Origin of the sequence: Streptomyces marincola (assembly GCF_020410765.1) — a bacterium.
Taxonomy (GTDB): Bacteria; Actinomycetota; Actinomycetes; order Streptomycetales; family Streptomycetaceae; genus Streptomyces; species Streptomyces marincola.
In genome coordinates, this window is sequence record NZ_CP084541.1 from 2,819,652 (window position 1) to 2,841,089 (window position 21,438).

The 21,438-nt window shown below is 71.6% G+C and carries 22 protein-coding genes, 1 tRNA gene and 1 pseudogene; 14 read left to right on the forward strand and 10 right to left on the reverse strand.

The annotated features are described in order from the left end of the window. Positions 1 to 4 precede the first annotated feature (4 nt). Entirely contained in the window at positions 5 to 631 is a 627-nt protein-coding gene (locus tag LC193_RS11945; RefSeq protein ID WP_226073921.1) for a 5-formyltetrahydrofolate cyclo-ligase, read from the reverse strand. A gap of 105 nt (positions 632 to 736) precedes the next feature. Here LC193_RS11945 and galU point away from each other — a divergent pair, with 105 nt between their 5' ends. The 7 genes from galU (at position 737) to LC193_RS11980 (ending at position 5,643) form a co-directional block, all read left to right on the forward strand. Then, a complete protein-coding gene (gene galU, locus LC193_RS11950; RefSeq protein WP_086162262.1) occupies positions 737 to 1,648 on the forward strand; it encodes a UTP--glucose-1-phosphate uridylyltransferase GalU in 912 nt (303 codons plus the stop codon). Continuing rightward, the gene (gene glp / locus LC193_RS11955) at positions 1,641 to 2,903 is read left to right on the forward strand and encodes a molybdotransferase-like divisome protein Glp (RefSeq protein ID WP_226073922.1); all 1,263 of its coding nucleotides are present in this window, start codon (positions 1,641 to 1,643) and stop codon (positions 2,901 to 2,903) included. Before galU ends, glp begins: the two co-directional genes overlap by 8 nt. A 22-nt stretch (positions 2,904 to 2,925) precedes the next feature. Further along, on the forward strand, positions 2,926 to 3,405 hold the full coding sequence (gene moaC / locus LC193_RS11960) for a cyclic pyranopterin monophosphate synthase MoaC (protein ID WP_226073923.1): 480 nt from the start codon (positions 2,926 to 2,928) through the stop codon (positions 3,403 to 3,405). Continuing rightward, entirely contained in the window at positions 3,402 to 3,896 is a 495-nt protein-coding gene (locus LC193_RS11965; protein WP_226073924.1) for a MogA/MoaB family molybdenum cofactor biosynthesis protein, read from the forward strand. Before moaC ends, LC193_RS11965 begins: the two co-directional genes overlap by 4 nt. Then, positions 3,893 to 4,513, forward strand: coding sequence for a GNAT family N-acetyltransferase (locus LC193_RS11970; RefSeq protein ID WP_226073925.1), 621 nt, complete (start codon positions 3,893 to 3,895; stop codon positions 4,511 to 4,513). Before LC193_RS11965 ends, LC193_RS11970 begins: the two co-directional genes overlap by 4 nt. Before the next feature lie 117 nt (positions 4,514 to 4,630). Beyond that, complete coding sequence (gene sepX, locus LC193_RS11975) at positions 4,631 to 5,512, forward strand: divisome protein SepX/GlpR (protein WP_226073926.1); 882 nt, start codon at positions 4,631 to 4,633, stop codon at positions 5,510 to 5,512. A gap of 57 nt (positions 5,513 to 5,569) precedes the next feature. Continuing rightward, positions 5,570 to 5,643 (forward strand) — tRNA-Ala (locus LC193_RS11980). 108 nt (positions 5,644 to 5,751) lie between these two features. On the opposite strand, the gene LC193_RS11985 is transcribed toward LC193_RS11980, so the two are convergent. Continuing rightward, positions 5,752 to 6,258 carry a tyrosine-type recombinase/integrase gene (locus LC193_RS11985; protein WP_226073927.1) on the reverse strand — a complete coding sequence of 169 codons (507 nt, stop codon included), beginning with the start codon at positions 6,256 to 6,258 and terminating at the stop codon, positions 5,752 to 5,754. A 551-nt stretch (positions 6,259 to 6,809) separates the two neighbouring features. Here LC193_RS11985 and LC193_RS11990 point away from each other — a divergent pair. Together LC193_RS11990 and LC193_RS11995 are read left to right on the forward strand one after the other, a co-directional pair. Next, a complete protein-coding gene (locus tag LC193_RS11990) occupies positions 6,810 to 7,877 on the forward strand; it encodes a DUF262 domain-containing protein (RefSeq protein WP_226073928.1) in 1,068 nt (355 codons plus the stop codon). Between the two features lie 239 nt (positions 7,878 to 8,116). Beyond that, positions 8,117 to 8,539 (forward strand): hypothetical protein, encoded by a 423-nt coding sequence (locus tag LC193_RS11995; RefSeq protein ID WP_226073929.1) that lies wholly within the window; start codon positions 8,117 to 8,119, stop codon positions 8,537 to 8,539. A gap of 751 nt (positions 8,540 to 9,290) precedes the next feature. Here the strand turns inward: LC193_RS11995 and LC193_RS12000 are convergent. Further along, the gene (locus LC193_RS12000; RefSeq protein WP_404819396.1) at positions 9,291 to 9,824 is read right to left on the reverse strand and encodes a TetR/AcrR family transcriptional regulator C-terminal domain-containing protein; all 534 of its coding nucleotides are present in this window, start codon (positions 9,822 to 9,824) and stop codon (positions 9,291 to 9,293) included. Between the two features lie 236 nt (positions 9,825 to 10,060). On the opposite strand from LC193_RS12000, the gene LC193_RS12005 reads away from it, so the two are divergent. From LC193_RS12005 to LC193_RS12015, 3 genes are all read left to right on the forward strand, one after another. Continuing rightward, positions 10,061 to 11,557, forward strand: a complete 1,497-nt coding sequence (locus LC193_RS12005; RefSeq protein WP_226073933.1) for a carboxylesterase/lipase family protein — start codon at positions 10,061 to 10,063, stop codon at positions 11,555 to 11,557. A gap of 168 nt (positions 11,558 to 11,725) precedes the next feature. Next, positions 11,726 to 12,151 carry a RidA family protein gene (locus LC193_RS12010; RefSeq protein ID WP_226073935.1) on the forward strand — a complete coding sequence of 142 codons (426 nt, stop codon included), beginning with the start codon at positions 11,726 to 11,728 and terminating at the stop codon, positions 12,149 to 12,151. Between the two features lie 150 nt (positions 12,152 to 12,301). Then, entirely contained in the window at positions 12,302 to 14,323 is a 2,022-nt protein-coding gene (locus LC193_RS12015) for a multicopper oxidase family protein (protein ID WP_226073937.1), read from the forward strand. A gap of 502 nt (positions 14,324 to 14,825) precedes the next feature. Here LC193_RS12015 and trxA read toward each other — a convergent pair. After that, a complete protein-coding gene (trxA, locus tag LC193_RS12020) occupies positions 14,826 to 15,161 on the reverse strand; it encodes a thioredoxin (RefSeq protein ID WP_226073939.1) in 336 nt (111 codons plus the stop codon). A 6-nt stretch (positions 15,162 to 15,167) separates the two neighbouring features. Beyond that, entirely contained in the window at positions 15,168 to 15,572 is a 405-nt protein-coding gene (locus tag LC193_RS12025; protein WP_226073941.1) for a MerR family transcriptional regulator, read from the reverse strand. Positions 15,573 to 15,739: 167 nt separating this feature from the next. Between LC193_RS12025 and LC193_RS12030 the strand changes: the two are divergent. Continuing rightward, positions 15,740 to 16,728, forward strand: a pseudogene (locus tag LC193_RS12030) (oxidoreductase). Here LC193_RS12030 and LC193_RS12035 read toward each other — a convergent pair. From LC193_RS12035 to LC193_RS12055, 5 genes are all read right to left on the reverse strand, one after another. Next, a complete protein-coding gene (locus LC193_RS12035) occupies positions 16,700 to 17,632 on the reverse strand; it encodes an SMP-30/gluconolactonase/LRE family protein (RefSeq protein ID WP_086160031.1) in 933 nt (310 codons plus the stop codon). The pseudogene LC193_RS12030 and the gene LC193_RS12035 sit on opposite strands and share 29 nt — an antisense overlap. A gap of 206 nt (positions 17,633 to 17,838) precedes the next feature. Further along, entirely contained in the window at positions 17,839 to 18,783 is a 945-nt protein-coding gene (locus tag LC193_RS12040; RefSeq protein ID WP_226073943.1) for a S1 family peptidase, read from the reverse strand. Positions 18,784 to 19,148: 365 nt separating this feature from the next. Beyond that, positions 19,149 to 19,460 carry a SelT/SelW/SelH family protein gene (locus tag LC193_RS12045; protein ID WP_226073945.1) on the reverse strand — a complete coding sequence of 104 codons (312 nt, stop codon included), beginning with the start codon at positions 19,458 to 19,460 and terminating at the stop codon, positions 19,149 to 19,151. Positions 19,461 to 19,511: 51 nt separating this feature from the next. After that, the gene (locus tag LC193_RS12050) at positions 19,512 to 19,907 is read right to left on the reverse strand and encodes a DUF2752 domain-containing protein (RefSeq protein WP_226073947.1); all 396 of its coding nucleotides are present in this window, start codon (positions 19,905 to 19,907) and stop codon (positions 19,512 to 19,514) included. A gap of 7 nt (positions 19,908 to 19,914) precedes the next feature. Continuing rightward, the gene (locus LC193_RS12055; protein ID WP_226073949.1) at positions 19,915 to 20,304 is read right to left on the reverse strand and encodes a TM2 domain-containing protein; all 390 of its coding nucleotides are present in this window, start codon (positions 20,302 to 20,304) and stop codon (positions 19,915 to 19,917) included. A gap of 184 nt (positions 20,305 to 20,488) precedes the next feature. On the opposite strand from LC193_RS12055, the gene LC193_RS12060 reads away from it, so the two are divergent. Next, complete coding sequence (locus LC193_RS12060) at positions 20,489 to 21,427, forward strand: phosphotriesterase family protein (RefSeq protein WP_226073951.1); 939 nt, start codon at positions 20,489 to 20,491, stop codon at positions 21,425 to 21,427. The last annotated feature ends 11 nt before the right edge of the window (positions 21,428 to 21,438 follow it).

Here is a 21,438-nt window from a genome sequence, read left to right on the forward strand (position 1 = left end):
CCGCTCACGCCCCCGGGGTACGCCCGGGGGCGCGGAACCTGTGCACGCCCTCCGGCGTGACGGCGGCGTGCACAGGCCGGTCGTGCGGCTCCCTCGGCAGCTCGTCGACGACCTCGTGCCCGTACACGAGCACCACCAGGTCGGGCTCGGAGCCGGCCGCCGACAGCCGGGCGAGCACCCGGTCGTAGCTGCCTCCGCCCCGGCCCATCCGCACGCCGCGCCGGTCCACCGCGAGGCCGGGCAGCAGCACCACACCGGCGTCCACCACCGCGTCGCGCCCCAGGCGCACGCCCCCCGGCTCGCGCAGCCGCGCCCGGCCGCCGCGTTCCGACTCCACCAGCCGGTCCGCGCCCTCGTACCGCGCCCAGTCCAGGTCGTCGTCCGGCAGCAGCACCGGCAGCAGCACCCGCACCCCGCGTTCCGCGAGCACGTCGAGCAGCCGGCCGGTGCCGGGCTCGCGCCCCACCGACACGTACGCGGCGACCGTGTCCGCGGCGGCCAGCCCCGGCAGGTCGAGCGCGCGGTCGGCCAGCGCCCCGGCCGCCTCCTCCACCTCGTCGTCCGACATGGCGGCCCGCACGGCGAGCAGGTCGCGCCGCACCTCGCGTTTACGTGCCGTCAACCCGTCCACGCCCATCGTTCACCTCTTTCACGTCTCGCCAATCGTTTCCTCCCTTAACACGACGCACTTCGGCAGTGCTCGGTGCCCGCTCACCGGATGGATAAAGTGACCGACATGACGTCACCACGCCCCCGGATCAGCAAGGCTGTCATTCCCGCCGCCGGGCTCGGCACACGATTTCTGCCCGCGACGAAGGCCACGCCCAAGGAAATGCTGCCGGTCGTCGACCAGCCCGCGATCCAGTATGTGGTGGAGGAGGCGACCGCCGCCGGACTCACCGACGTACTCATGATCACCGGCCGGAACAAGCGACCGGTCGAGGACCATTTCGACCGCAACTACGAGCTGGAGGACGCGCTGCGCCGCAAGGGCGACTCGGAACGGCTCTCCCGCGTCCAGCAGTCCACCGCGCTCGCCACCATCCACTACGTCCGCCAGGGCGACCCCAAGGGCCTGGGGCACGCCGTCCAGTGCGCCGAGCCGCACGTCGGCGACCAGCCGTTCGCGGTGCTCCTCGGTGACGACCTGATCGACCCCCGCGACCCCCTGCTCACCCGGATGATCGAGGCCCAGGCCGAGCACGGCGGCAGCGTCATCGCCCTGATGGAGGTCGACCCGGAGCAGATCCACCTCTACGGCGCGGCGTCCGTCGACCCCGTCGCGGACGGCGTGATGCGCGTCACGGGCCTGGTCGAGAAGCCCGACCCCGCCGACGCGCCGAGCAACCTGGCCATCATCGGCCGCTACGTGCTCGACCCCGGCGTCTTCGCCGTGCTCGACCGGACCCCGCCCGGCCGCGGCGGCGAGATCCAGCTGACCGACGCACTCCAGACCATGGCGCGCGAGCCCGAGGCCGCGGGGCCCGTCTACGGCGTGGTGTTCAAGGGCCGCCGCTACGACACCGGCGACCGCGGCGACTACCTGCGGTCCATCGTGCGCCTCGCCTGCGAACGCCCCGATCTCGGCCCCGAGTTCCGCAGCTGGCTGCGCTCCTACGTCCGCGAGGAGATGCCCCAGATTGACTGATCTCTGGTCCGTGGACGAGCACCTCGACGACGTCCTCGGCGCCGTCCGCCCGCTCGCTCCCATCGAGCTCCCCCTCCTCGACGCCGACGGCTGCGTCCTCGTCGAGGACGTTCCGGTCACCGCACCGCTGCCGCCGTTCGACAACAGCTCCATGGACGGCTACGCGGTGCGCGTCGCCGACGTCGAGACGGCCACCGAGGAGTACCCCGCGGTGCTGCGCGTCATCGGCGACATCGCCGCGGGCAGCGGCCGGCCGCCGGCCGTCGGGCCCGGCGAGGCCGCCCGCATCATGACGGGCGCGCCCGTGCCGCCCGGCGCCCAGGCCGTCGTCCCCGTCGAGTGGACCGACGGGGGAACGGGCGCGGGCCCCGCCGACGCCATGACCGGCCGCGACCACGGGCCCGAGGTCCGTGTGCACCGGCCGGCCGCGGCCGGGGCGCACATCCGGCCCCGCGGCAGCGACGCGGCGCCAGGCACCGTCGCGCTCGCCGCCGGCACCGTGCTCGGCGCCCCCCAGATCGGCCTGCTCGCCGCGATAGGCCGGGCCACCGTGCCCGTCCGCCCCCGCCCGCGCGTCGTCGTCCTGTCCACGGGCAGCGAACTCACCGCGCCGGGCCGGCCGCTCGCCCCCGGCCGCATCCACGACTCCAACGGCTTCATGCTCACCGCGGCGGCCCGCGACGCGGGCGCCGTCGCCTACCGCGCCAGCGCCGTCGCCGACGAGCCGGAGACCCTGCGCGCCACGCTGGACGACCAGCTCGGCCGCGCCGACCTGATCGTCACCAGCGGGGGCGTCAGCGTCGGCGCCTACGACGTGGTCAAGGAGGCACTCGACGGCCGGGCCGAGTTCCGCAGGCTCGCCATGCAACCCGGCAAGCCGCAGGGCTTCGGCCTCATCGGCCCCGCGCGCACACCGCTGTTCGCCCTGCCGGGCAACCCGGTGAGCGCCTACGTCTCGTTCGAGCTGTTCGTGCGGCCCGCGCTGCGCGCCATGGCCGGCCGCACGGCGGACGCGCTGCACCGGCCGCGCACCACCGCCCGCCTCGACGGCGAAGGACCCGTGGCCTCCCCCGCGGGCCGCAGGCAGTACCTGCGCGGCAGCCACGACGCCGGGCGCGGAACGGTCCGCCCCGTCGGCGGCGCCGGCTCCCACCTCGTCGCCGCGCTGGCCCGGGCCGACGCCCTGATCGAAATCCCGGAAACGGTGACGGAGGTCGCGCCCGGCGCCGAGCTGACGGTGGTGCTGCTGCGCTGAGCGAGCGGTACCGTAGCTGCCCATGAGCACCCCGCACCTCACGCACCTCGACGCGTCCGGGGCCGCCCGGATGGTCGACGTGTCGGGCAAGGACATCACCGCCCGCGCCGCCACGGCCACCGGCCGGGTGCTCGTCGCGCCGCGGGTCGTCGAACTGCTGCGCGGCGAGGGCATGCCGAAGGGGGACGCGCTGGCCACCGCGCGGATCGCCGGCATCATGGGCGCCAAACGCACCCCCGACCTGATTCCCCTGTGCCACCCGCTGGCCCTGTCGGGCGTCGACGTGCGGCTCGCCGTCACCGACGAGGCCGTGGAGATCTCCGCCACCGTCCGCACCACCGACCGCACCGGCGTGGAGATGGAGGCGCTGACCGCCGTCTCCATCGCCGCGCTGACCGTCGTCGACATGGTCAAGGCCGTCGACAAGGCCGCCGTCGTCACCGACATCCGGGTCGAGGAGAAAACCGGCGGCGCCTCGGGTGACTGGAGCCGCGCCGGATGACCGCGGGCACCGGGCGGTACCGGGCCCTCGCGCTCACCGCCTCCAACCGCGCCGCCGCCGGCGTGTACGCCGACACCACGGGGCCGCTGATCGTCGCCGCCCTCGACGAGTTGGGCTTCGCCGCCGACGGCCCGCAGGTCGTTCCCGACGGCGAGCCGGTCGAGACCGCGCTGCGCGCCGCCGTGGCCGCCGGCTACGACGCCGTCCTCACCACGGGAGGCACCGGCATCTCCCCCACCGACCGCACCCCGGAGATGACCCGCAGGGTCCTGGACTACGAGATCTCCGGCATCCCGGAGGCCATTCGCGCCGCCGGCCTGGCGAAGGTGCCGACGGCCGCGCTCTCCCGCGGGCTCGCCGGCGTCGCGGGCCGCACACTCGTGATCAACCTCCCCGGGTCATCCGGCGGCGTCAAGGACGGGCTCGCCGTGCTGCGCCCGCTCCTGCGGCACGCCGTCGACCAGCTGAACGGCGGCGATCACCGGCCGTGAGCGCGCATCCGTGGTCCGTTGAACTGGCGGACGGCGACGTGGGCCTCAGGCCCATCCGGCAGCGCGACCACCGCGCCTGGCGCGAGGTGAACCAGCGCAACCGCGACTGGCTGCGCCCCTGGGAGGCCACCGTCCCGCCTCCGCCGCCCGGCCACCTGCCGGCCCGCAGGCCGACGTTCCGGCAGATGGTCAGGCACCTGCGGGCGGAGGCGCAGGCGGGGCGCATGCTGCCGTTCGTCATCGTCCACCAGGGGCGCCTGGCCGGGCAGTTGACGGTCGCCGGCATCACCTGGGGGTCCATGTGCTCCGCGCACATCGGCTACTGGATCGACCGCTCACTGGCCGGCCGGGGCATCGTGCCGACGGCCGTCGCCCTGGCGACCGACCACTGCTTCCGCTCCCTCGGCCTGCACCGGGTGGAGATCTGCATCCGCCCGGAGAACGGCCCGAGCCGGCGCGTGGTGGAAAAACTGGGTTTCCGCGAGGAGGGCGTGCGCCCCCGCTATCTCCATATCGACGGCGCCTGGCGCGACCACCTGGTCTTCGCGCTCACGGTCGAGGAGGTGCCGCAGGGCCTGCTGGCCCGGTGGCGGCGGGACAGCACGACCCAAAAATAAAACACATATTCGAATACGTCCGGCGGTACGAAGAAATACCCGGGATGACGGCCTGATCGTGCGACACACCGGGCTATTTGGCGGATGGACCCACGCGAACCCCTCTACGGTGTGAGCGTGAGCAGCAGTGGCCTCATCTTCGCAATGATCGTGGGGGCCTGGGCCGCCTACCTCGTGCCGATGTGGCTCCGCAGGCAGGACGAGCTGAACGAGGCCCGGCCGACGGAGCGCTTCAGCACCGCCATCAGGCTGCTGACGCGCGGAAGACGCGCGCCGGCGGCCCCGGCGGACGACGAGCCGGCCGAGGCGGCACCGCCGGACGTCTCCGCCGACGTCCGGTCCTTCGCCGAACCCGTCAAGCAGCCGAAACCGACCAGCACCCCGAACTCGCGCGCCAAAGTGCTCGCCCGCAGGCGCAGGACCACCATGGTCCTGCTGCTCGCGTTCACTCTGGGCGGAATCTTCGCCCTCACCGCCGGCTCCGGGTACCTGTGGCTTCCGGCCATTCCCGCCGTGCTGCTCACCGCCTACGTCGTGCACGTGCGCCGGCAGGAACGGCGCCGCTACGCCGTCGCCCTCGACCGCCGCCGGGCCGAGGAGGCCGCCAAGCGCCTGCGGGAACGCACGCAGCGCAGCAGGGCGGCCGTTCCCGAGAAGCCGGCCGCGGCCGTCGTGGAGCAGACCGACCACGCCGAGTGGGTCGACCAGCAGCGCCGCCGCGCCCGGCGCCCGGACGACGACCAGGAGGGCTGGGACCCCGCCCCCGTGCCCCTGCCGACCTACGTGAACGCCCCCGTCGCCCCGCGCACCACACGGGGCGTGGACCTCGACGGCCCCGACACCTGGAGCGCGGCCCGCTCCACCACGGCGGGCACGCCCGCGGCGCCCGCCGCGCCCCCCCGGCCCGCGCAACCGGCGGCCGACGTCAAGGCGCCGCAGCGCACACCGCTCTTCGACCAGTACGCCGACGAACCGCACCGCCGCGCGGCGGGCGAGTGACCCGGAGAACGGATTTCGGCTCACCCCCCGCGGGGTGTTACAGTTTCTCCCGAACGCGGGCCTGTAGCGCAGCCTGGTAGCGCATCTCGTTCGCAACGAGGGGGTCAGGGGTTCAAATCCCCTCAGGTCCACAGCAAGACCCGTTCCCAGGACCAGGTGGAACGGCAGACGGGAGCCCCCGCCGATCTCGATCGGCGGGGGCTCTCGCGTGTGTGCATGCAGCGAAGTACAGCAACGGCCTACGGGGGCGACGCTGCGGCGCCGAGGTGCTTGCCGAGCTTCCGCAGTGCCTTGCGCGTGGCCTCGGACGGGACGTGCGTGTACACCTCCATGGTGACCGCGATCTTGCTGTGCCGGAGGATCTGCATGGCGATGCGCGGGTGCACGTCCAGGGCCGCCAGGAGCGATCCGCAGGTGTGCCGGGTGTCGTGCAGCCGGATGCGGCGCACCCCCGCCTTGTCGGCCCGCGCGGCGAACTGCCGGTTGAAGTTCCTCGGCTCCACCGGAGTCCCGCACCGGGTGGTGAACACGAACCCGTTGTCCGTCCACAACTCCCCGACGGCCTTCCGCGCGGCAACCTGCGCCTCCCGCCGGAGCCTCAGCGCGGCCACGCAGATGTCCGGCAGCGGCAGCACGGCCATGGACGCCTCGGTCTTGGTCTCGTCGTGCACCAGGCGGCGCTGGATGCGTTGCAACGAGTGCTCCACGCTCAGCTCCCCCGCCTCCGACTCCAACTCGCCATCCACCAAGCCGAAGCAGCCACCTACGCCATCGAAGCCCACCGTCAACAGCACCAACCACCACACCCCAGACGCCGCAACGAGTAACAACCTTCTCTACGACTTCAAGGCGCCGCGCGTAGCGCGGCGCGCGCGGCAGCGGCGGCCCCCGGGCCGCCGCTCCTGTCTCCGCCCCGCTCCGGCCCAGGCCCGCCGGCCGCGCACCAACAGGCAGGCCGTAGAAGGTTGCTGTCACCGGGCGCCGTCGTGGCTAGGGGTCGGCTCCGCGGCTTTACGCACCTGCCGGGCTCGGGACCCGCGTCGAGCAAGGCCAGAGGGCCACTCGGGCACAACCGCGGGCAGGACCAGCCTGCCCAAGTCGCCGGCCAGCGTACGGCCCTCTGACCATGCCCGACCCCAACCCCAACAGGACACCGCCCAAACCCGCTCCACCGACTTGCGCGGTTGGGCAGATGCAAGTGAAGGTTTGACGACTTCCCTAGAAGGCCGGACACGGGCCGTCTCCAGCGATATGATCTCTTCGCCGATCACCCAGAGAATCACTGGCGAGGAAGTTCATGGATCAGTCTAGCCCTGAGCACTACCCAATTGCGGACTTCATTAAATGGAACAATGAAAAGGAGCTGGTCCTAAATCCCAATTTTCAACGAGGGCCAGTCTGGACAACTACTGCTCGCACGTATCTCATTGACACCATCTTGCACGGATACCCAGTCCCCAAGGTGTTAATGCGTACGCATATCGATCGCACTTCGCATCGAATCTTTCGGGAAGTCGTCGATGGCCAGCAGCGCCTTCGTACCATCATAGATTTCGCCGCTGGTAAGTTTAAGCTTGGGATTCGATCGAAAAACTATCGCGGGGCCGCTTACAGTAGCCTGCCGGGCGAACTTCAAGATAAGTTTCTTGCGTACAAAATCACGGCTGAGCAATTGATCAACGCAACTGACTCCGACGTGCTTGAAGTTTTTGCTCGGATCAACAGTTACGCCGTTCCGGTGAACGCGGCTGAGCTGCGCAATGCTAAGTACGACACGGAGTTCAGCTTCTCTGTACAGGAGCAGTCCCGTAAGTGGACTGATCTCTGGGACCTAGGGATCTTGGGCAAGCGAGACCAGGTCAGAATGATCGGCTATTCGCTGATGGCAGAGATGTACAGCGTTCTACTGCAAGGCGTCACCGATGGCGGCGAAGATAAGATCAACCGCCTCTACGAGCGAAAGAAGGCGGGCTTCCCCGAGCAAGCGAAGGTTGAGCAGCGCGTCGATCGAATTCTCGACGTGATGTTCGACCACGTTGTGCCCAGTCTCGCGAATGAACCGATCGTTAAACGCCCGCAAGCACTTATGATCTTCGCGGCCCTCGCCTACGCCGAGTTTGGAATTCCCAGCGGTGATATCGGCGATGAGCACATGCCTGTACGCCCTGACGGCTTCAGCGAGAGTATCGAGCGGTTCACGGCGAATCTGACGTACCTGAATGAGATCCTAAAATCTGAGGAGCCGCCCAGAGAATTCGAGCGCTTCTACACGACTTCCAAGTCCTCGACTCAGCGCATTGCTAGCCGAAGGGAGCGGTTCAGGGTTTTCTGCGAGGCTCTAACTGAAGACGGTATGGAGCATTAGTGCTGGGGCTTTCAAAGCCGTACTCTGATTTCCGCGTAGAGTGCATGGAGATCTTAGATTCCTTCACTTTGCCGCCGCGAGGGGATCGGCATCATATTGGGTTCGGGGCCCAGCGGATCACGCGCGAGGGTGCCGTAATCGCATTACATGACGCCTGGAACAGGTTCTGCAGAAGCCTTGTACTTCGGAGCGCCTTTCATCAGTTCGAAACCCGTTCTGGACGCATCCTCTCTCCTGCCGTGGGGCGCAATCAGACTCAGGCACTTCGGTTTCTTGGCTCTAATCTGTCGTCGATATCTTCCAAATCTCACGGTGAGCCTAACTGGTTCGTTCCAGCTGCCACTATTGATGCTGCCGATTTATTGAATGTCCCAAATCGGGCGACTATCGCGGCGGCCATTGGTGTTTCTAGTATTCACAGCACGGTATCGCCATCAGCTGGAGTGCAGGCCAATGCTTCGCCGCCACAAGAAGTGCAGGCCGTGCGAAATTATATTGCACATCGCGGGAGGAATGCGGCCAAGAGGATAGACTCTCTGATGATTGCTCATGGGGCATCCAACGTGCTGGAGCTCTTGGATTCACCGGCTGCAGGTGGGATTAGATTGTTTGAATCGTGGATCTATGACTTGCTCGATATGGCAAACTTTGCTACTCGTTAACTGGCAAGTCTGTAACTCCTATCGGTTGCACAGCGCCTTCCATTAGCTCCGATCCATAGGGAAGTCGCCCGGCAGCGGGCGCGCGATCTGCCCGTCAGCCTGAGTGAGCGACCGGCCCCACGCGTCGCGCCCCCCGGTCCGTCTCAGTTTCCGTCTCATTCAGAGGCTACGAGGGGGTTCGTGGCTGTGCGCAGCAGCGTGCGGCCGCGTGCTCGTCCTGGCATGGACGCAGGTGAACGCGTCTGGACGGTCGTCATGGGTGGTCAACAGACTTGGAAAGCGTGTTGGAGGGAGCCGATGGCCAGCCCTCTCGGACAACAGGCGCCGCCGGCCGGTGCCCGGCGCAGCTCGGTTGCGGTACAGAGCGGAGTACAGCAACCGGCGCGACCGCAGTCGGCCGCCATCAGCCCCATGTGGCTAGCTGACCAGCCCAGCAGACCTCAGCAACCGTCGTGCCCGTAGTTCGCAACGAGGGGGTCAGGGGTTCAAATTCCCTCAGGTCCACAGCACAATCCGTGCCCAGGACCAGGTGGAACGGCAGACGGGATCCCGTCCGATCGAATTGATCGGGCGGGTTCTCGGCGTTTCCGCGGGTTGCGCACGATGGGCGGGGCCGCTTGCGGGCGTGCGGATGGCGCGTTCGAGCCGAGGGGCCGTCGCGCACAGGCCGAGCGCGGGTTTCGGGTGGGCGCCGAGAGGGACGGCTGACAAGCTCGTGGTCTTGAGGGTGCCGTCAGCTGCCGGTGAGCGGTCACTGCTTGCTGATACGGGCCGCCTCGAATCCGGAGAGCATGGCCTCAAGGGCGAAGTCGAAACGCCTGCCGGCACCGACGCCGGGCCCGGTGCGGATCGCTTCGGCAAGCTCCAAGGACTGGGCGGCGTCGAGGTCGGGGGAGGCATCCGTCCCCGAGGCGTCGTGAGCCGCCGTTGTCGCGGCATGCCCCACGACGAAACTGGTTATGGAGTACAGCACGTCCAGCGCCCTGTGCGCCGGGAATCCCGCCTCCCGCAACGACCTCAGCGTGCTCTCCCTCAGTCGCACGTTCTGCGCGGTGAGGGCCGGCCGGGAGACCACCAGCGGGAGTACGTGCGGGTGGGCGCTCAGCGCGTCCAGAAGCGCGTGCGCGAAGTCGCGCAACCCTGTTTGCCACGAGGCGTCGAGCCGTGGGGGCGCGACGGCGGCGACGACCTGTTCGACCAAGCCGTCGAGCAGGGCGTCCTTGCCGGAGACGTAGTGGTACAGCGTCATGGCCTCCACCCCGAGCTCGCTACCGAGGCGGCGCATGGACAACGCCTTCAAGCCCTCCCGATCGACCAGTGCCAGGGCGGTTTCCAGTGCCGCCTGGCGGCTCAGTCCGGCGCGCTGGCCAGGAGAACGACGAGCACACACGTCAACCATCCTTTCGGCCGCCGCATCTTACGCCGTACGTATGATGCGAGGAAACGAGAAACTTACGGTGTAAGAGTGCCCGTCGCCGTCGGCCTGGCTCGGCGGCGCCGCCCCGAGTCGAAGGCGAGCTGATGTCCGTGGAGAACGGTCCCGTGGTCATGACGCGCGGAGGCGCCGTGCGCGGTGTCCTTGAGAACGGCGTCCAGGCGTTCAAAGGCATCCCGTACGCGAGACCGCCGGTAGGGCCGGACCGGCTGCGCCCACCACGGCCCGCCGCCCCGTGGGCCGGAGTGCGCGACGCCGTCCGCTTCGGTCCCACCGCGCCGCAGCCGGCGTTCCCCGTTCCCGACAGCCTCACGGGCTTCTATCCGGCCGTCCCGGGCGACGAGTACCTCAATCTCAACGTCTGGTCCCGCGACCTGGGGGCGGCACGGCAGCCCGTCATGGTCTGGATCCACGGCGGGGGAACCGACGGCGGGTGCAGCGTTCCCTACGACGGAAGCCGCTTCGCCCGGGACGGCGTCGTCTTCGTGAGCGTCAACTACCGGCTGGGCGCCGAGGGATTCCTCGACCTGGGGGACGGCGTCGCCAACCTGGGGTTGCTCGATCAGCTCGCCGCCCTGGAGTGGGTACGGGAGAACATCGCGGCCTTCGGCGGCGACCCGGACGCTGTGACCCTTTTCGGCGAGTCGTCCGGTGCCATGTTCATCGGCGCCCTTCTCGCCATGCCGGCCGCGCGGGGGCTGTTCGGCAGGGCCATCCTGCAAAGCGGAGCCGGGAACCTGGTGCAGACTCCCGAGACGGCTCAGTTCGTCGGGCGGCTCCTGGCGGCGGAACTCGGGGTTCCACCCGAGCGGGACTCGATCGCGGCCGTTCCCCGTGAACGAGTCCTCGACGCCCAGAGCGCGGTGATGGCCCGACTGGCTCGCCGCCCCGACCCCAGGCGGTGGAACGGCGAGCCGGGGGCCCGGGTGACCGCCTGGCAACCTGTTGCCGGGGAGGCGGACCTGCCGGCGCCGCCGATCGATCTGATCCGGTCCGGCGTCGGCGGTGACATCGACGTGCTGGTCGGCACCAACGCCGAAGAGGGCCGGCTGTCGTTGGTGCCGTTCGGAGGGCTCGACGCGATCGGCCACGGCGACCTGGTCACCGCCATGGAGCTCTACGGGCTGCCCGTCGAGGACGCCGTGCGCGCCTACCGGGCCGCGAACCGCGACGCCTCCCCGGGCGACCTGCTGGCCCTGCTCCAGCGCGACTGGTGGTACCGCGTTCCGGCCTACCGGCTGGCCGAGGCCCGGGCGAACGCTCCGGCGCCCACGTTCTTCTACGAGTTCGCCTGGCGGTCTCCGTTGTACGACGGGCTCCTCGGCGCCTGCCACTTCCTTGAGGTTCCGTTCGTCTTCGACCTGCTCGACTCGCCGCTGTTCCAGCAGCTCACCGGAACCGAGCCGCCACGAGGACTCGCCGAGACGATGCACGCCAGGTGGGTCGGGTTCGCCACCCACGGCGACCCCGGCTGGCCCCGCTACGATCTGACGCGCCGACCGGTCATGCGCTTCGACACGCACTCCGCCGTCGTCAGCGATCCCAACCCCGCCGAACGGGCCATCTGGGACGGCGTGTACTGAGACCGGCGCCCGCTGACGACCGCGCCCGTCCGCGGCAACGGGGCGGAGAGTACGGCGTCGGCTCGGGGACAGGAAAATGCCGCGCGGCGGCGGGGGGTGGCGGGTCAGAATCACGGCGCCCGTGCGTCTCCGGGCACTGCCGTCCGCCGCCTTGAGAGGAAGTTCGCCATGAGCCGAGCCGTCACCCTTGTCCGTTCCGCCGCGCTGTCCGATGTCGCCGAGTACGCCTATGCGGCGACGGTTCCGGCGGGGGCGCGGCTGATATACCCCGCCGGGGCCTGCCCGCTCGACGAGGACGGTGCGACCGTGGCCGTCGGGGACTACGCGGGGCAGGCGGCGAAGGCCGTCGAGAATCTGCGGACGGCTCTGGGCGAGGCCGGCGCGACGCTCGATGACGTCGTCAGTACCCGGGTGCTCGTCGCCTCGTCCTCCCAGGCGGACCTCGTCACGGCGTGGGAGGTCGTGCGCGACGCGTTCGGCGGCCACGACGTGCCCAGCACGCTCATGGGTGTCACCGTGCTCGGCTACGACGACCAGCTGGTGGAGATCGAGGCGGTCGCCGCCGTGTTCGACGAGGCCACCGCTTCCGCCTGAGGGCCCCCGGGCGCCGGGGCCCCTCGAAAGGGTGAATTCACGTTCGACCGTCTCCGTGGGCAACCTGACGGCCACCGCGTGTGGTCAAGGGGGGTAGAGAATGCCGCTGAGTGGGTCGGCGGCACGGGGGACACCACGGGGGTGTGGTCCATGTCGGATGTCATTCATCTCCCTACCGCCGGCGAGCCGGAGGCCTGGGGCCGGCCGGCCGCCCAGGCCATGCGCGATGCCGCCGGTCTCCGCGGCGGGACGGAGTCATCGCGGGACGACGGGCTGCGGGTCGTCGACGGGTGGTCGGGGCCCGCGGTCGAGGCGGCCGAGCCCGTCGCGGGGCTGACGCCCTACCTCGACCCGCTGCGCATCCCGCCCATCCTGCGCCCGGGGCGCGGCGCAGGGGTGCGGGAGGACATCGAGATCGAGCTGAGGGCCACCTGGGTGCGCCTGCACTCACAGATGGCGCCGACACATGTGTGGGCCTACGACGGGCACTTCCCGGGGCCCACGTTCGATGTGCGGCGCGGTCAGCGCATCCGGGTCGGCTGGCGGAACGGGATCGGGACCCCGTATCCCGCCACGGCGGGCCATGCCCCGCGGGTCGTCGACGGGGTGCCGTGCGGCGCGGTCGCCGGGCGCGGGCCGGGATTCGCCGAGACCAGGGAGGTGGCGGACCTTCCGGCCTGGTCGGTGACGCACCTGCACGGCGCGGTCACCGGCGGCGGGAGCGACGGCTGGTGGGAGAACGCGGTGGCGAGCGGCGACACGCAGCTCGCGGAGTATCCGAACGAACAACGGGCGGCGGCCCTCTGGTACCACGATCACGCCGCACATGTCGCCCGGTGGAACGTGTACGCGGGGCTGGTGGGGATGTACCTGGTGCGGGACGCGGAGGAGGACGCGCTGCACCTGCCCCGGGGCAGGTACGAGATCCCGCTGGTGCTGCTCGACCGCAACTTCGAGGTGGACGGCCGGGGGCAGCCCACCGGCGAGCTGCTGTACAAGGTGCCACGTTCGCCAGGGGCCGACCGGAGAACGGGCAGGTCGGTCACGCTGCCGTTCACCGGACCCTTCACCCTGGTCAACGGTGTGCTGTGGCCTTACGCCGAAGTGGAGCCGCGGTGGTACCGGTTCCGCTTGCTGAACGCGTCGAACGCCCGCATCTTCGATCTTGTCCTGGTCGACGAGGACGGGGTGCCGGTGACCGGCGCGGTCACCCAGATCGGCTCGGACGGCGGACTCCTGCCGAGGCCGGTCCCGGTGGACTTCGACGGTGCGCTGCCTCGGATGACCGTTGCGCCTGCCGAGCGGCTGGATCTGCTGATCGACTTCCGGGCACTGCGCGGCAGGCGGCTGCGCCTGGTCAACGTCGGGCCCCACGTGCGACCGGGCCTGGAGGACGCGGCCGGCGACGTGCCCTTCCCTCAGGTCATGGAGTTCCGGATAGGGCGGGGGCCGGGGGACGACGCGTTCGTGCTGCCAGGGGTCATATCGTCCTCGTTCCGCAGGCTGCCGCATGACACCCCGCACCGGGAGCGGTTGGTCGTACTGACTCCGCCCCGCACCACGGGGGGCGGCGAGCATCCGGAGATGTGGGAGATGGCGGCGGTGCCGGAGGACTCGGTCGCGGTTCCGTCGGACGGTGTGATCCAGGTGGTGCACGCGGACGGGAGGACGGTGACGTACCGCAGGACGTCCCGGGCCTTTGAAGAGGCTCCGGCGTTCTCGGTGATGCACGGGGAGCACGAGCTGTGGACCTTCCTGCACCTCGGCGGGCCGGTCCACCCGGTGCACATACATCTGTCGGCCTTCCAGGTGATGGAGCGCCGGCCGTGCCGCGTCGAGGGGTTCGATCCGGAGTTGGGCGGCACCCGGGCCGGGGAACCGGTGGTCTGCGGCGGCCAGCCGGGAACGGACTCCACGGTGGCCACTCACGAGGTGGGCTGGAAGGACGTCTTCCGGGTGGCGCCGGGGCAGTTGGTCTCGGTGATGGGGGCGTTCGCGGGGGCGTACGGGCGGTTCGCCTATCACTGCCAGTCGTTGGAGTGCCAGGCCCACGGGATGGTGCGGCCGTTCGTGGTGACACCGCCGGAGGTGCTCGCGCTGCGTGGGGAGGAGCCGGGGCCCGGGCAGCAGCCGTCCCCCGCACCGGGCGCCACCGACGACTGCGGGCGCTGACCGGCACCGGACGGCCGGGAGGCCTGGAGGCCGGGAGGCCGGGAGGCCTGGAGGCCGGGAGGCCGGGAGGCCTGGAGGCCGGGAGGCCGGGAGACCTGGAGGCCGGGAGGCCGGGAGACCTTCTCTCGGCGCAGGCGAACGGTGCGAGGGGCCGAGGGGCCGAGGGCCCGAGGAGGCTACCGCCGGGCCGCGGGGGTGTTCGGCAGTGCCACGGCCGTCCGCCCGGCTGTCACGGTCGGTGGCGGTCGCGGTGGGCGGGCGGCATCGCGGTCGGGGCGATCCGCGGGGCGGTGGCGCAGCGGGGCGGTGGGGACTCGCAGGCCACCGCCCGGGACAGGGGGGACAGTGAGGAAGGAGGAAGCGGCGCGAAAGGAGGCCGTGAGCTGGAAGGAGGCAGTGAGCTGGACGCCGTCCCGGGCCGGTCCGGGGCCGGCCCGGGAAGCCGGCCCCGGAGTGAAGGCGGCCGGCGGGTGCCACGCGGAAGCGCCTGGCGGGCCGCGGGTCAGAGTTCGTCGGCGAGTTCCTGAAGCAGTCGGTGCTTGGGGCGGGCACCGACCAGGGACTTCACCGGCTCGCCCGCCTTGAACAGCATCAAGGTGGGCATGGACAGCACGCCGTACGCGGCGGTGGTGCCGGGGTTGGCGTCCACGTCGATGCTGACGACCTTCAGGCTGTCGGGCCGTTCCGCGGCGATGTCGGCCAGGACGGGAGCGATCATGCGGCAGGGCGGGCACCAGGCGGCGGTGAAGTCGACGAGCACCGGCAGCGGTGAGGCGAGTACCTCTTCGGCGAACGTGTCGTCGGTGACCTGGGAAAGGGCGGTGAGGCTCGGGGGCATGGCGGGTCACTCCTTCGAGAGGGGGTGGTCGGGGCCGAGTTGGCACCGCGGCGGCGGCGCGGCGGATTCGGCAAGGGCGAGGCGGGCCCGGACCGCGTCGCGGACCTCCTGGAGGCGAGCGATGCACGCGTCGAGCTCGGCCAGCTTGTCGCGGTAGACGTCGAGGGACGCCGGACAGGTGTCGCCGGTCGGGTGGCCCGCGCGGAGGCATTCCACGAACGGCCTGGTCTCCTCCAGGCCGAAACCGAACTCTTGGAGGGCACGGATCTGGCGCAGTTGAAGCAGCGCGTCGTCACCGTAGGTGCGGTGGCCGTTGGCGTCGCGATGAGCAGCGAGCAGACCACGGGACTCGTAGTACCGCAGGGTGCGCGTGGTCGTTCCGGCTCGCTCGGCGAGTTCCCCGATGCGCATGTCTGCTCCTTCCGCCGCCGTCTCCGTTTCCGCTGGGCGCGGTGACCACGACGGTAGACGTTGACGTCGGCGTCAACGCCAGCGCGGCGGGTGTGGCGAAGCGCTCGGGCGGAGGGCGGGCCCGCCGGGTTGACGTCGAGAGCGCTCCAGCACCTGGCGTCACCGGCATGGCAGCGACACGGACACCGCAGCGGGCCGTCGGTTCGAATTTCGGATATCGGAGCACAGCGAGGAGGTGGTGAGGGGCATCGACCTCACGGGCAGGCGGGCGGTCGTCACCGGAGGCTACTCGGGGATCGGTCTGGAGACAGTGCGGGCGCTGTCACGGGCCGGAGCGAGCGTCGTCGTTCCGGCGCGGCGTCCGGAGAACGCGAGGGAAGTGCTCGCCGGCATCGAGGGCGTGGATGTGGGCGAGGCCGACCTGGCGGATCAGGGCAGCGTGCGGGCCTTCGCGCAGGAGGTCGTGGACTCCGGCCGGGAGATCGACATCGTGGTCGCGGGCGCGGGGGTCATGGCCTGCCCGGAGACCCGGGTCGGGCCGGGCTGGGAGGCGCAGTTCGCGATCAACCACCTCGGTCAGTCCGCCCTGGTCAATCTGCTCCGGCCGGCGCTCGTGCGGCGGGGCGCCCGTGTCGTGATGGTGTCCTCCTCGGGACACCAGCTCACCGGCATCCGCTGGGCGGACGTGCAGTTCGCGGACGGGTACGACAAGTGGCTGGCGTACGGGCAGGCGAAGACGGCGAACGTGCTGTTCGCCCCGCGTCTGGACGAGTTGGGCCGGGAGGACGGCGTGCGGGCGTTCTCGCCGCACCCGGGCTCGGTCCTGACGCCCCTGCAACGGCACTTGGAGACGGCGGAGATGGTCGGCGCGGGCTGGATCGACGAGGCGGGCCGCCCGGCCGACCCGTCGTTCAAGACGCCGGAGCAGGGCGCCGCCACCCAGGTGTGGGCGGCCACGTCCCCCCTGCTCGCCGGTCTTGGCGGCGTCTACCGCGAGGACTGCGAGGTCGCACCGCCTGCCGGGCCGGCGCCGGAAGGCGGCGGGCCGGTGCCCGGGGTCGCGGCGCACGCCGCCGACCCTGGGCAGGCGGCGCGGCTGGGGGCGCTGCCGGCGGAGCTGACGGGCGTCAACGCGTTTGCGAGCGCTGGCCGGTGACGCTCATGACCAGCGAGTAGATCGTGGTGCTCGCGGCGATGAAGAGGCGGTTGCGGCGCGGGCCGCCGAAGCGGATATTCGCCACGGTCTCCGGCACCCGGATGCGGCCGATGAGCGTTCCGTCCGGGTCGTAGCAGTGGATGCCGTCCTCCAGCGCCGCGGCCCACAGGCGGCCGGCGTCGTCGAGGCGGATGTTGTCGAAGCCGCCGTCGTCGCGTGCGGCGAACACCGTGCCGTCGGACAGCGTGCCGTCGTCCCGCACGTCGAAGACCCGGATCTGCCCGGCCCTGCTGTCGGAGACGAACAGGCGGCGCTCGTCGTGGGAGAAGATGACGCCGTTGGGGCCGTCGAAGCCGTCGGCGACCTGGGTGACCTCGCCGCTGACCGGGTCGGCGCGGTACACGTTGCAGGCGCCGATCTCGCTGTCGGCGCGGTGCCCCTCGTAGTCGCTGACGATGCCGAAGTCCGGGTCGGAGAACCAGACGGAGCCGTCGGACTTCACGGCGGCGTCGTTGGGGCTGTTCAGGCGTTTGCCGCCGAACCGGTCGGCGATGACGGTCACGGAACCGTCGTGCTCCGTCCTGGTGACGCGCCGGTTGCCCTGTTCGCACGTGATGAGGCGGCCGGAGCCGTCGAGGGTGTTGCCGTTGGGGAATCCGGCGGGGCCGCGGAACACCCCGACGGCGCCGGTCGTCTCGTCCCACCGCAGCAGCCGGTCGTTGGGGATGTCGCTCCACAGCAGGTAGCGGCCGGCCGGCACGTACAGGGGCCCTTCGGCCCACCGCGAGCCCGTGTGCAGCGTTTCGAGCCGCTGGTCTCCCAGGGTGCAGCGCCCCGTGCGGAACCGCTCGTCCAGGATGTCGTACACCCCGGCGCGGTCCCGGTCGTCCTGGCCCTCGCTCACGCCTCGTCTCCCTCGTCCGTCGCCGTGGCCGCCCGCCGGGTTTGGCGTCGGGCCGTTCGCGTGTGACCCACCGTCCCGGATCGCTGCCAGTCGACCCGATGCGGCCTGGCCGGTCAAGCCGGAACGCGGTGGACGGGGACGTCCCCGCCCGGCTGCGAGCCGGGCGGGGACGTGCGCGGTGGGGCGGGAAAAGGCGGGCGTGCCCGTCAGGGCACGGTGACGCCGTAGTAGGACGCGGCCTCGGCGACGGGCTGGAAGAACGTGGTGCCGCCGACGGAGCAGTTGCCGCTGCCGCCCGAGGTCAGGCCGAGGCCGGTGCTGCCCGACCACAGCGGGCCGCCGCTGTCGCCGGGTTCGGCGCAGATGTTGGTCCTGATCATGCCGTGGACGATGTCGCCGCCGCCGTAGTCCACCGACCAGTTGAGGCCGGTGACGCTGCCGCAGCGCAGCCCGGTGGTGACGCCGCTGCGGCAGGCGGACTGCCCGACGACCGGGTTGCCGAAGCCGGTGATGGTGCCGCCGCCGACGACCGTGCTCGGCACGGAGCCCGGCTGCGGGTCGTACTGGACGATGCCGAAGTCGTCGCCGGGGAAGTTCGAGCCGGCGGTGAAGCCGATCCAGCTGGCGCCGTCGTTCCACAGCGGGTAGGGCGGCGTGGGGCCGTACGGGTCCTCGGTGCAGTGGCCCGCGGTGAGGAAGTAGAACGTGCCGCCCGCCCGGACGTTGAAGCCGGCGGAGCAGGTCCAGCCGACATCCGCGTAGATGGGGTCGCCGCCCTGGAGGTAGGTCTCGAACGTTCCGGGGACGCGTTCGATGCGCAGCGCCTCGGACAGGCCGTCCGCGCTCGCCTCGATCGCGGCTATCTCCCGCTGGGTGACGGACTCGTCGGCCAGGACGTGGACCTCGTTGGCCTCCGTGTCGACCGCCCAGGCGGTGCCGGCGATGTTCGCGGCGTCGACGGCCTCGCTCGCGTCGGCCAGCTGGTCGGTGCTGAAGGTGCCGGCCGCCGCCGGCGCGACCGCCGGGGAGGCCGCGTGCGCGACACCCGGGGTGAACAGCGCCGCGGCGGCCAGCAGGCCGCCCGCGACGGACGCGGCGGCGCGCAGGCGTCGGGTGGCGCCTGTGCGCGAGGTGGTGCGCTTCGTTCTCACGTGCGTCCTCCAGGGGGATTCGTCGATCCGGTGGATGAGCGGAATGTGAGGTGCGTGAAGCGTGACGGGCATGCACGAGTTGCGCATGTCCACGACAATCGAGGCACAGGATATTCCCGGTTCCGCCCCCGCTGCCAAGGACGGGAACCAGCCATGCCGGGCGTGGGCCGCGAAGGCGCGGGAGCGCACCTGGGGGCCTGGGGGCCGCGTGAGGCGTCCGGTCCGGGGACACCGGAGGTCGGCGGGCCCGGCGGGGAGGCCGCCGAGAGGGCGGGGCGTGGAGTCCGGTGAACGGGGCCGGGCGCGGAAGGACGTGCCGGTGCGCGCGCGCCCAGGAGGGCCGGGACCGGAGCGGGCGGGGCAGGTCAGTGGTCCGCGTGGCCCAGGGCGCGATCGGGCGCCACCCGGTCGCGGATCAGCCGCTTGACGGCGGTCGGCTCGGGGAATCCCTGCGCACGCCGGTCCCACACCACCTCGTCGCCGACGCTGACCCGGAACACACCGCCGGTGCCCGGCACGAGTGCCACCTCGGACAGTTCGGCCTCGAACGTGCCGAGCAGTTCCTGTGCCAGCCAGGCCGCCCTGGGCAGCCAGCGGCACCGCGTGCAGTACTCGATCCGCACCGCGGCGGACGGTTGCGGAGCGTCAGGGGTGGGCACGGGGGCGGAAGTCGTCACGTCGGCGGCCTCACTCACGAAGCGGGGGGTCGGACACGGCACGGGCCGCGTTCACTGTGCCAGGTTGCGGAGCACGGCCCACGCCACGGCGCCCCCGACGACCAGCGCCGCCTGCCACCGCGCGAACCTCGGCCGGTAGCGCCGCCCGCGCAGCCCCTCCCAGAGCCAGCGGCCCCCCAGCCAGGCGCCGAGCGGCACCCCCGCCACGAGCAGCAGCGCGTTGTCCTGGAACGCGGCCGGCACGTCCGCGTGCAGCAGGTGGTAGGCCATGCGCGTGCCGCCGCAGGCGGGGCAGTCGAGCCCGGTGGCCCAGTTCACGGGACAGCGCGGCAGCAGCGCGCCGCCCTCGTGCGGGTCGGTGTGCCACAGGTAGGCCGCGCCGGCGAGCCCCGTCGCCAGGGCGGCGAGCGGCGGGACCGCCGGGTGCCGGAACCGCCGCGCCGCCATGGCCGGTTCAGCCCTTGAGCACGAGGCCGCGGGCGTCGGTGCGGTCCTCGCTCACCAGGAAGATGACGCCGTCGATGAGCGCCCAGATCCCGAGCCCGCCGCAGGTGAGCAGCTGGGCGACGGCCATGCCGGTGTGCCCGGTGTACCAGCGGCCCGCGCCCACGCCACCGAGCAGCAGCTGAAGCACGCCGGCGACTATCTTGGACTTGTTCGAGTACGGGCGTCCCATGCGGTCGTACCCGAAGGGCGCGTTGGGGTCCTGCGGGTAGCCGCCGTAGCCCGGCTGCGGGGCGTAGCCCGCGCCCGGCGGCGGGTAGCCCGACGGCTGCGAGGGCTGGCTCGGATAGCCGTACCCCGAAGGCTGCTGCGGCGGCTGGTAAGGATTCTGGTCGGACACGAGTCCCCCTCGTGGTGTGGCGTGCGGCCAGTGCCGCGCCCGGCAGGAACTGCCTGTCAGGCTTTGGCCATACTGCCAGCATCGCCGCGCTTGCGAGGGCCCGAGCCCTGCCCCGCGCCGCCCGGCTGCTGGAAGCCGGGCGGCGGGGGCGGGCGCGGTGGCGCGCCGCGTACGCTCGGTTCCCATGAGTCAGCCCGCGATCAGGACCGTGCTCGGGGACGTCCCGCCGGCCGAACTGGGCGTGTGCGACGCACACAACCACCTCTTCCTCGCCTCACCGCGCCTCGCCGGCCGGGAGCTGGACGACCCGGAGGCGGCCGTCGCGGAGGCGCGGGCGTTCGCACGGCTCGGGGGTGGCGCGGTGGTGCAGTGGACTCCGTTCGGGATGGGGCGCCGGGCCGGGCGGCTCGCGGAAGTCTCGCGTGCCGCCGGGGTGCACGTGGTCGCGGCCACCGGGCTGCACCAGGCGGGGCACTACGCGCCCGCCCTGCTGGAACGCGTCGGCGGGCGGCTCGCGGACCTGTTCGTCGCCGAACTGACGCGGGGGCTCCACACCGACGACGACCCCGACGGGCCCACGGGCCCCGCCAGGGCCGGACTCATCAAGGTGGCGGGCGCGCCGCACGGCCTCGACGCGCACGCCCGGCGGGTCATGACCGCGGCGGCCGAGGCGCACCACAGGACGGGTGCCCCGGTCGCGGTGCACCTGGAGGGCGGAACGGCCGCGCTCGACGCGGTGGACCTGCTGTGCGGCACGCTGGGCGTGCCGCAGGACCGGGTCGTGCTCGGCCACGTCGGGCGCTCCCCCGACCCGCGGGTGCCGCGGCAGGCCGCGGACACCGGCGCGTACCTGGCGTTCGACGGTCCCGCGCGGGCGCACCACGCCACCGACGCCCGGCTGCTCGGCACCCTGGCGGCCCTCGTCGGTGCCGGGCACACCGGTCAGGTGCTGCTCGGCACGGACACCACGAGGCCGGTGGCCAGGGCCTCCGGCGGGGAGGGCCCGGGCATGCCGCACCTGCTGGGCGTTCTGCGTCCGTCGCTGGAGCGGGAGTTGGGCCCCGAGGTGGCCGAGGCGGCCTTCGTGGCCAACCCGGCCCGCGCGTTCGCCGTGCCCTGGTGAGCCGCGCCCGC

Bases quoted from the DNA above. Each gene is read 5' to 3' on its own strand.
- galU (WP_086162262.1), top strand. From the start codon at position 737: ATGACGTCACCACGCCCCCGGATCAGCAAGGCTGTCATTCCCGCCGCC.
- moaC (WP_226073923.1), top strand. From the start codon at position 2,926: ATGAGCACCCCGCACCTCACGCACCTCGACGCGTCCGGGGCCGCCCGG.
- LC193_RS11965 (WP_226073924.1), top strand. From the start codon at position 3,402: ATGACCGCGGGCACCGGGCGGTACCGGGCCCTCGCGCTCACCGCCTCC.
- LC193_RS11990 (WP_226073928.1), top strand. From the start codon at position 6,810: ATGGATCAGTCTAGCCCTGAGCACTACCCAATTGCGGACTTCATTAAA.
- LC193_RS12000 (WP_404819396.1), bottom strand. From the start codon at position 9,824: ATGCGCCGCCTCGGTAGCGAGCTCGGGGTGGAGGCCATGACGCTGTAC.
- LC193_RS12005 (WP_226073933.1), top strand. From the start codon at position 10,061: ATGTCCGTGGAGAACGGTCCCGTGGTCATGACGCGCGGAGGCGCCGTG.
- LC193_RS12010 (WP_226073935.1), top strand. From the start codon at position 11,726: ATGAGCCGAGCCGTCACCCTTGTCCGTTCCGCCGCGCTGTCCGATGTC.
- LC193_RS12015 (WP_226073937.1), top strand. From the start codon at position 12,302: ATGTCGGATGTCATTCATCTCCCTACCGCCGGCGAGCCGGAGGCCTGG.
- trxA (WP_226073939.1), bottom strand. From the start codon at position 15,161: ATGCCCCCGAGCCTCACCGCCCTTTCCCAGGTCACCGACGACACGTTC.
- LC193_RS12025 (WP_226073941.1), bottom strand. From the start codon at position 15,572: ATGCGCATCGGGGAACTCGCCGAGCGAGCCGGAACGACCACGCGCACC.
- LC193_RS12050 (WP_226073947.1), bottom strand. From the start codon at position 19,907: ATGGCGGCGCGGCGGTTCCGGCACCCGGCGGTCCCGCCGCTCGCCGCC.
- LC193_RS12060 (WP_226073951.1), top strand. From the start codon at position 20,489: ATGAGTCAGCCCGCGATCAGGACCGTGCTCGGGGACGTCCCGCCGGCC.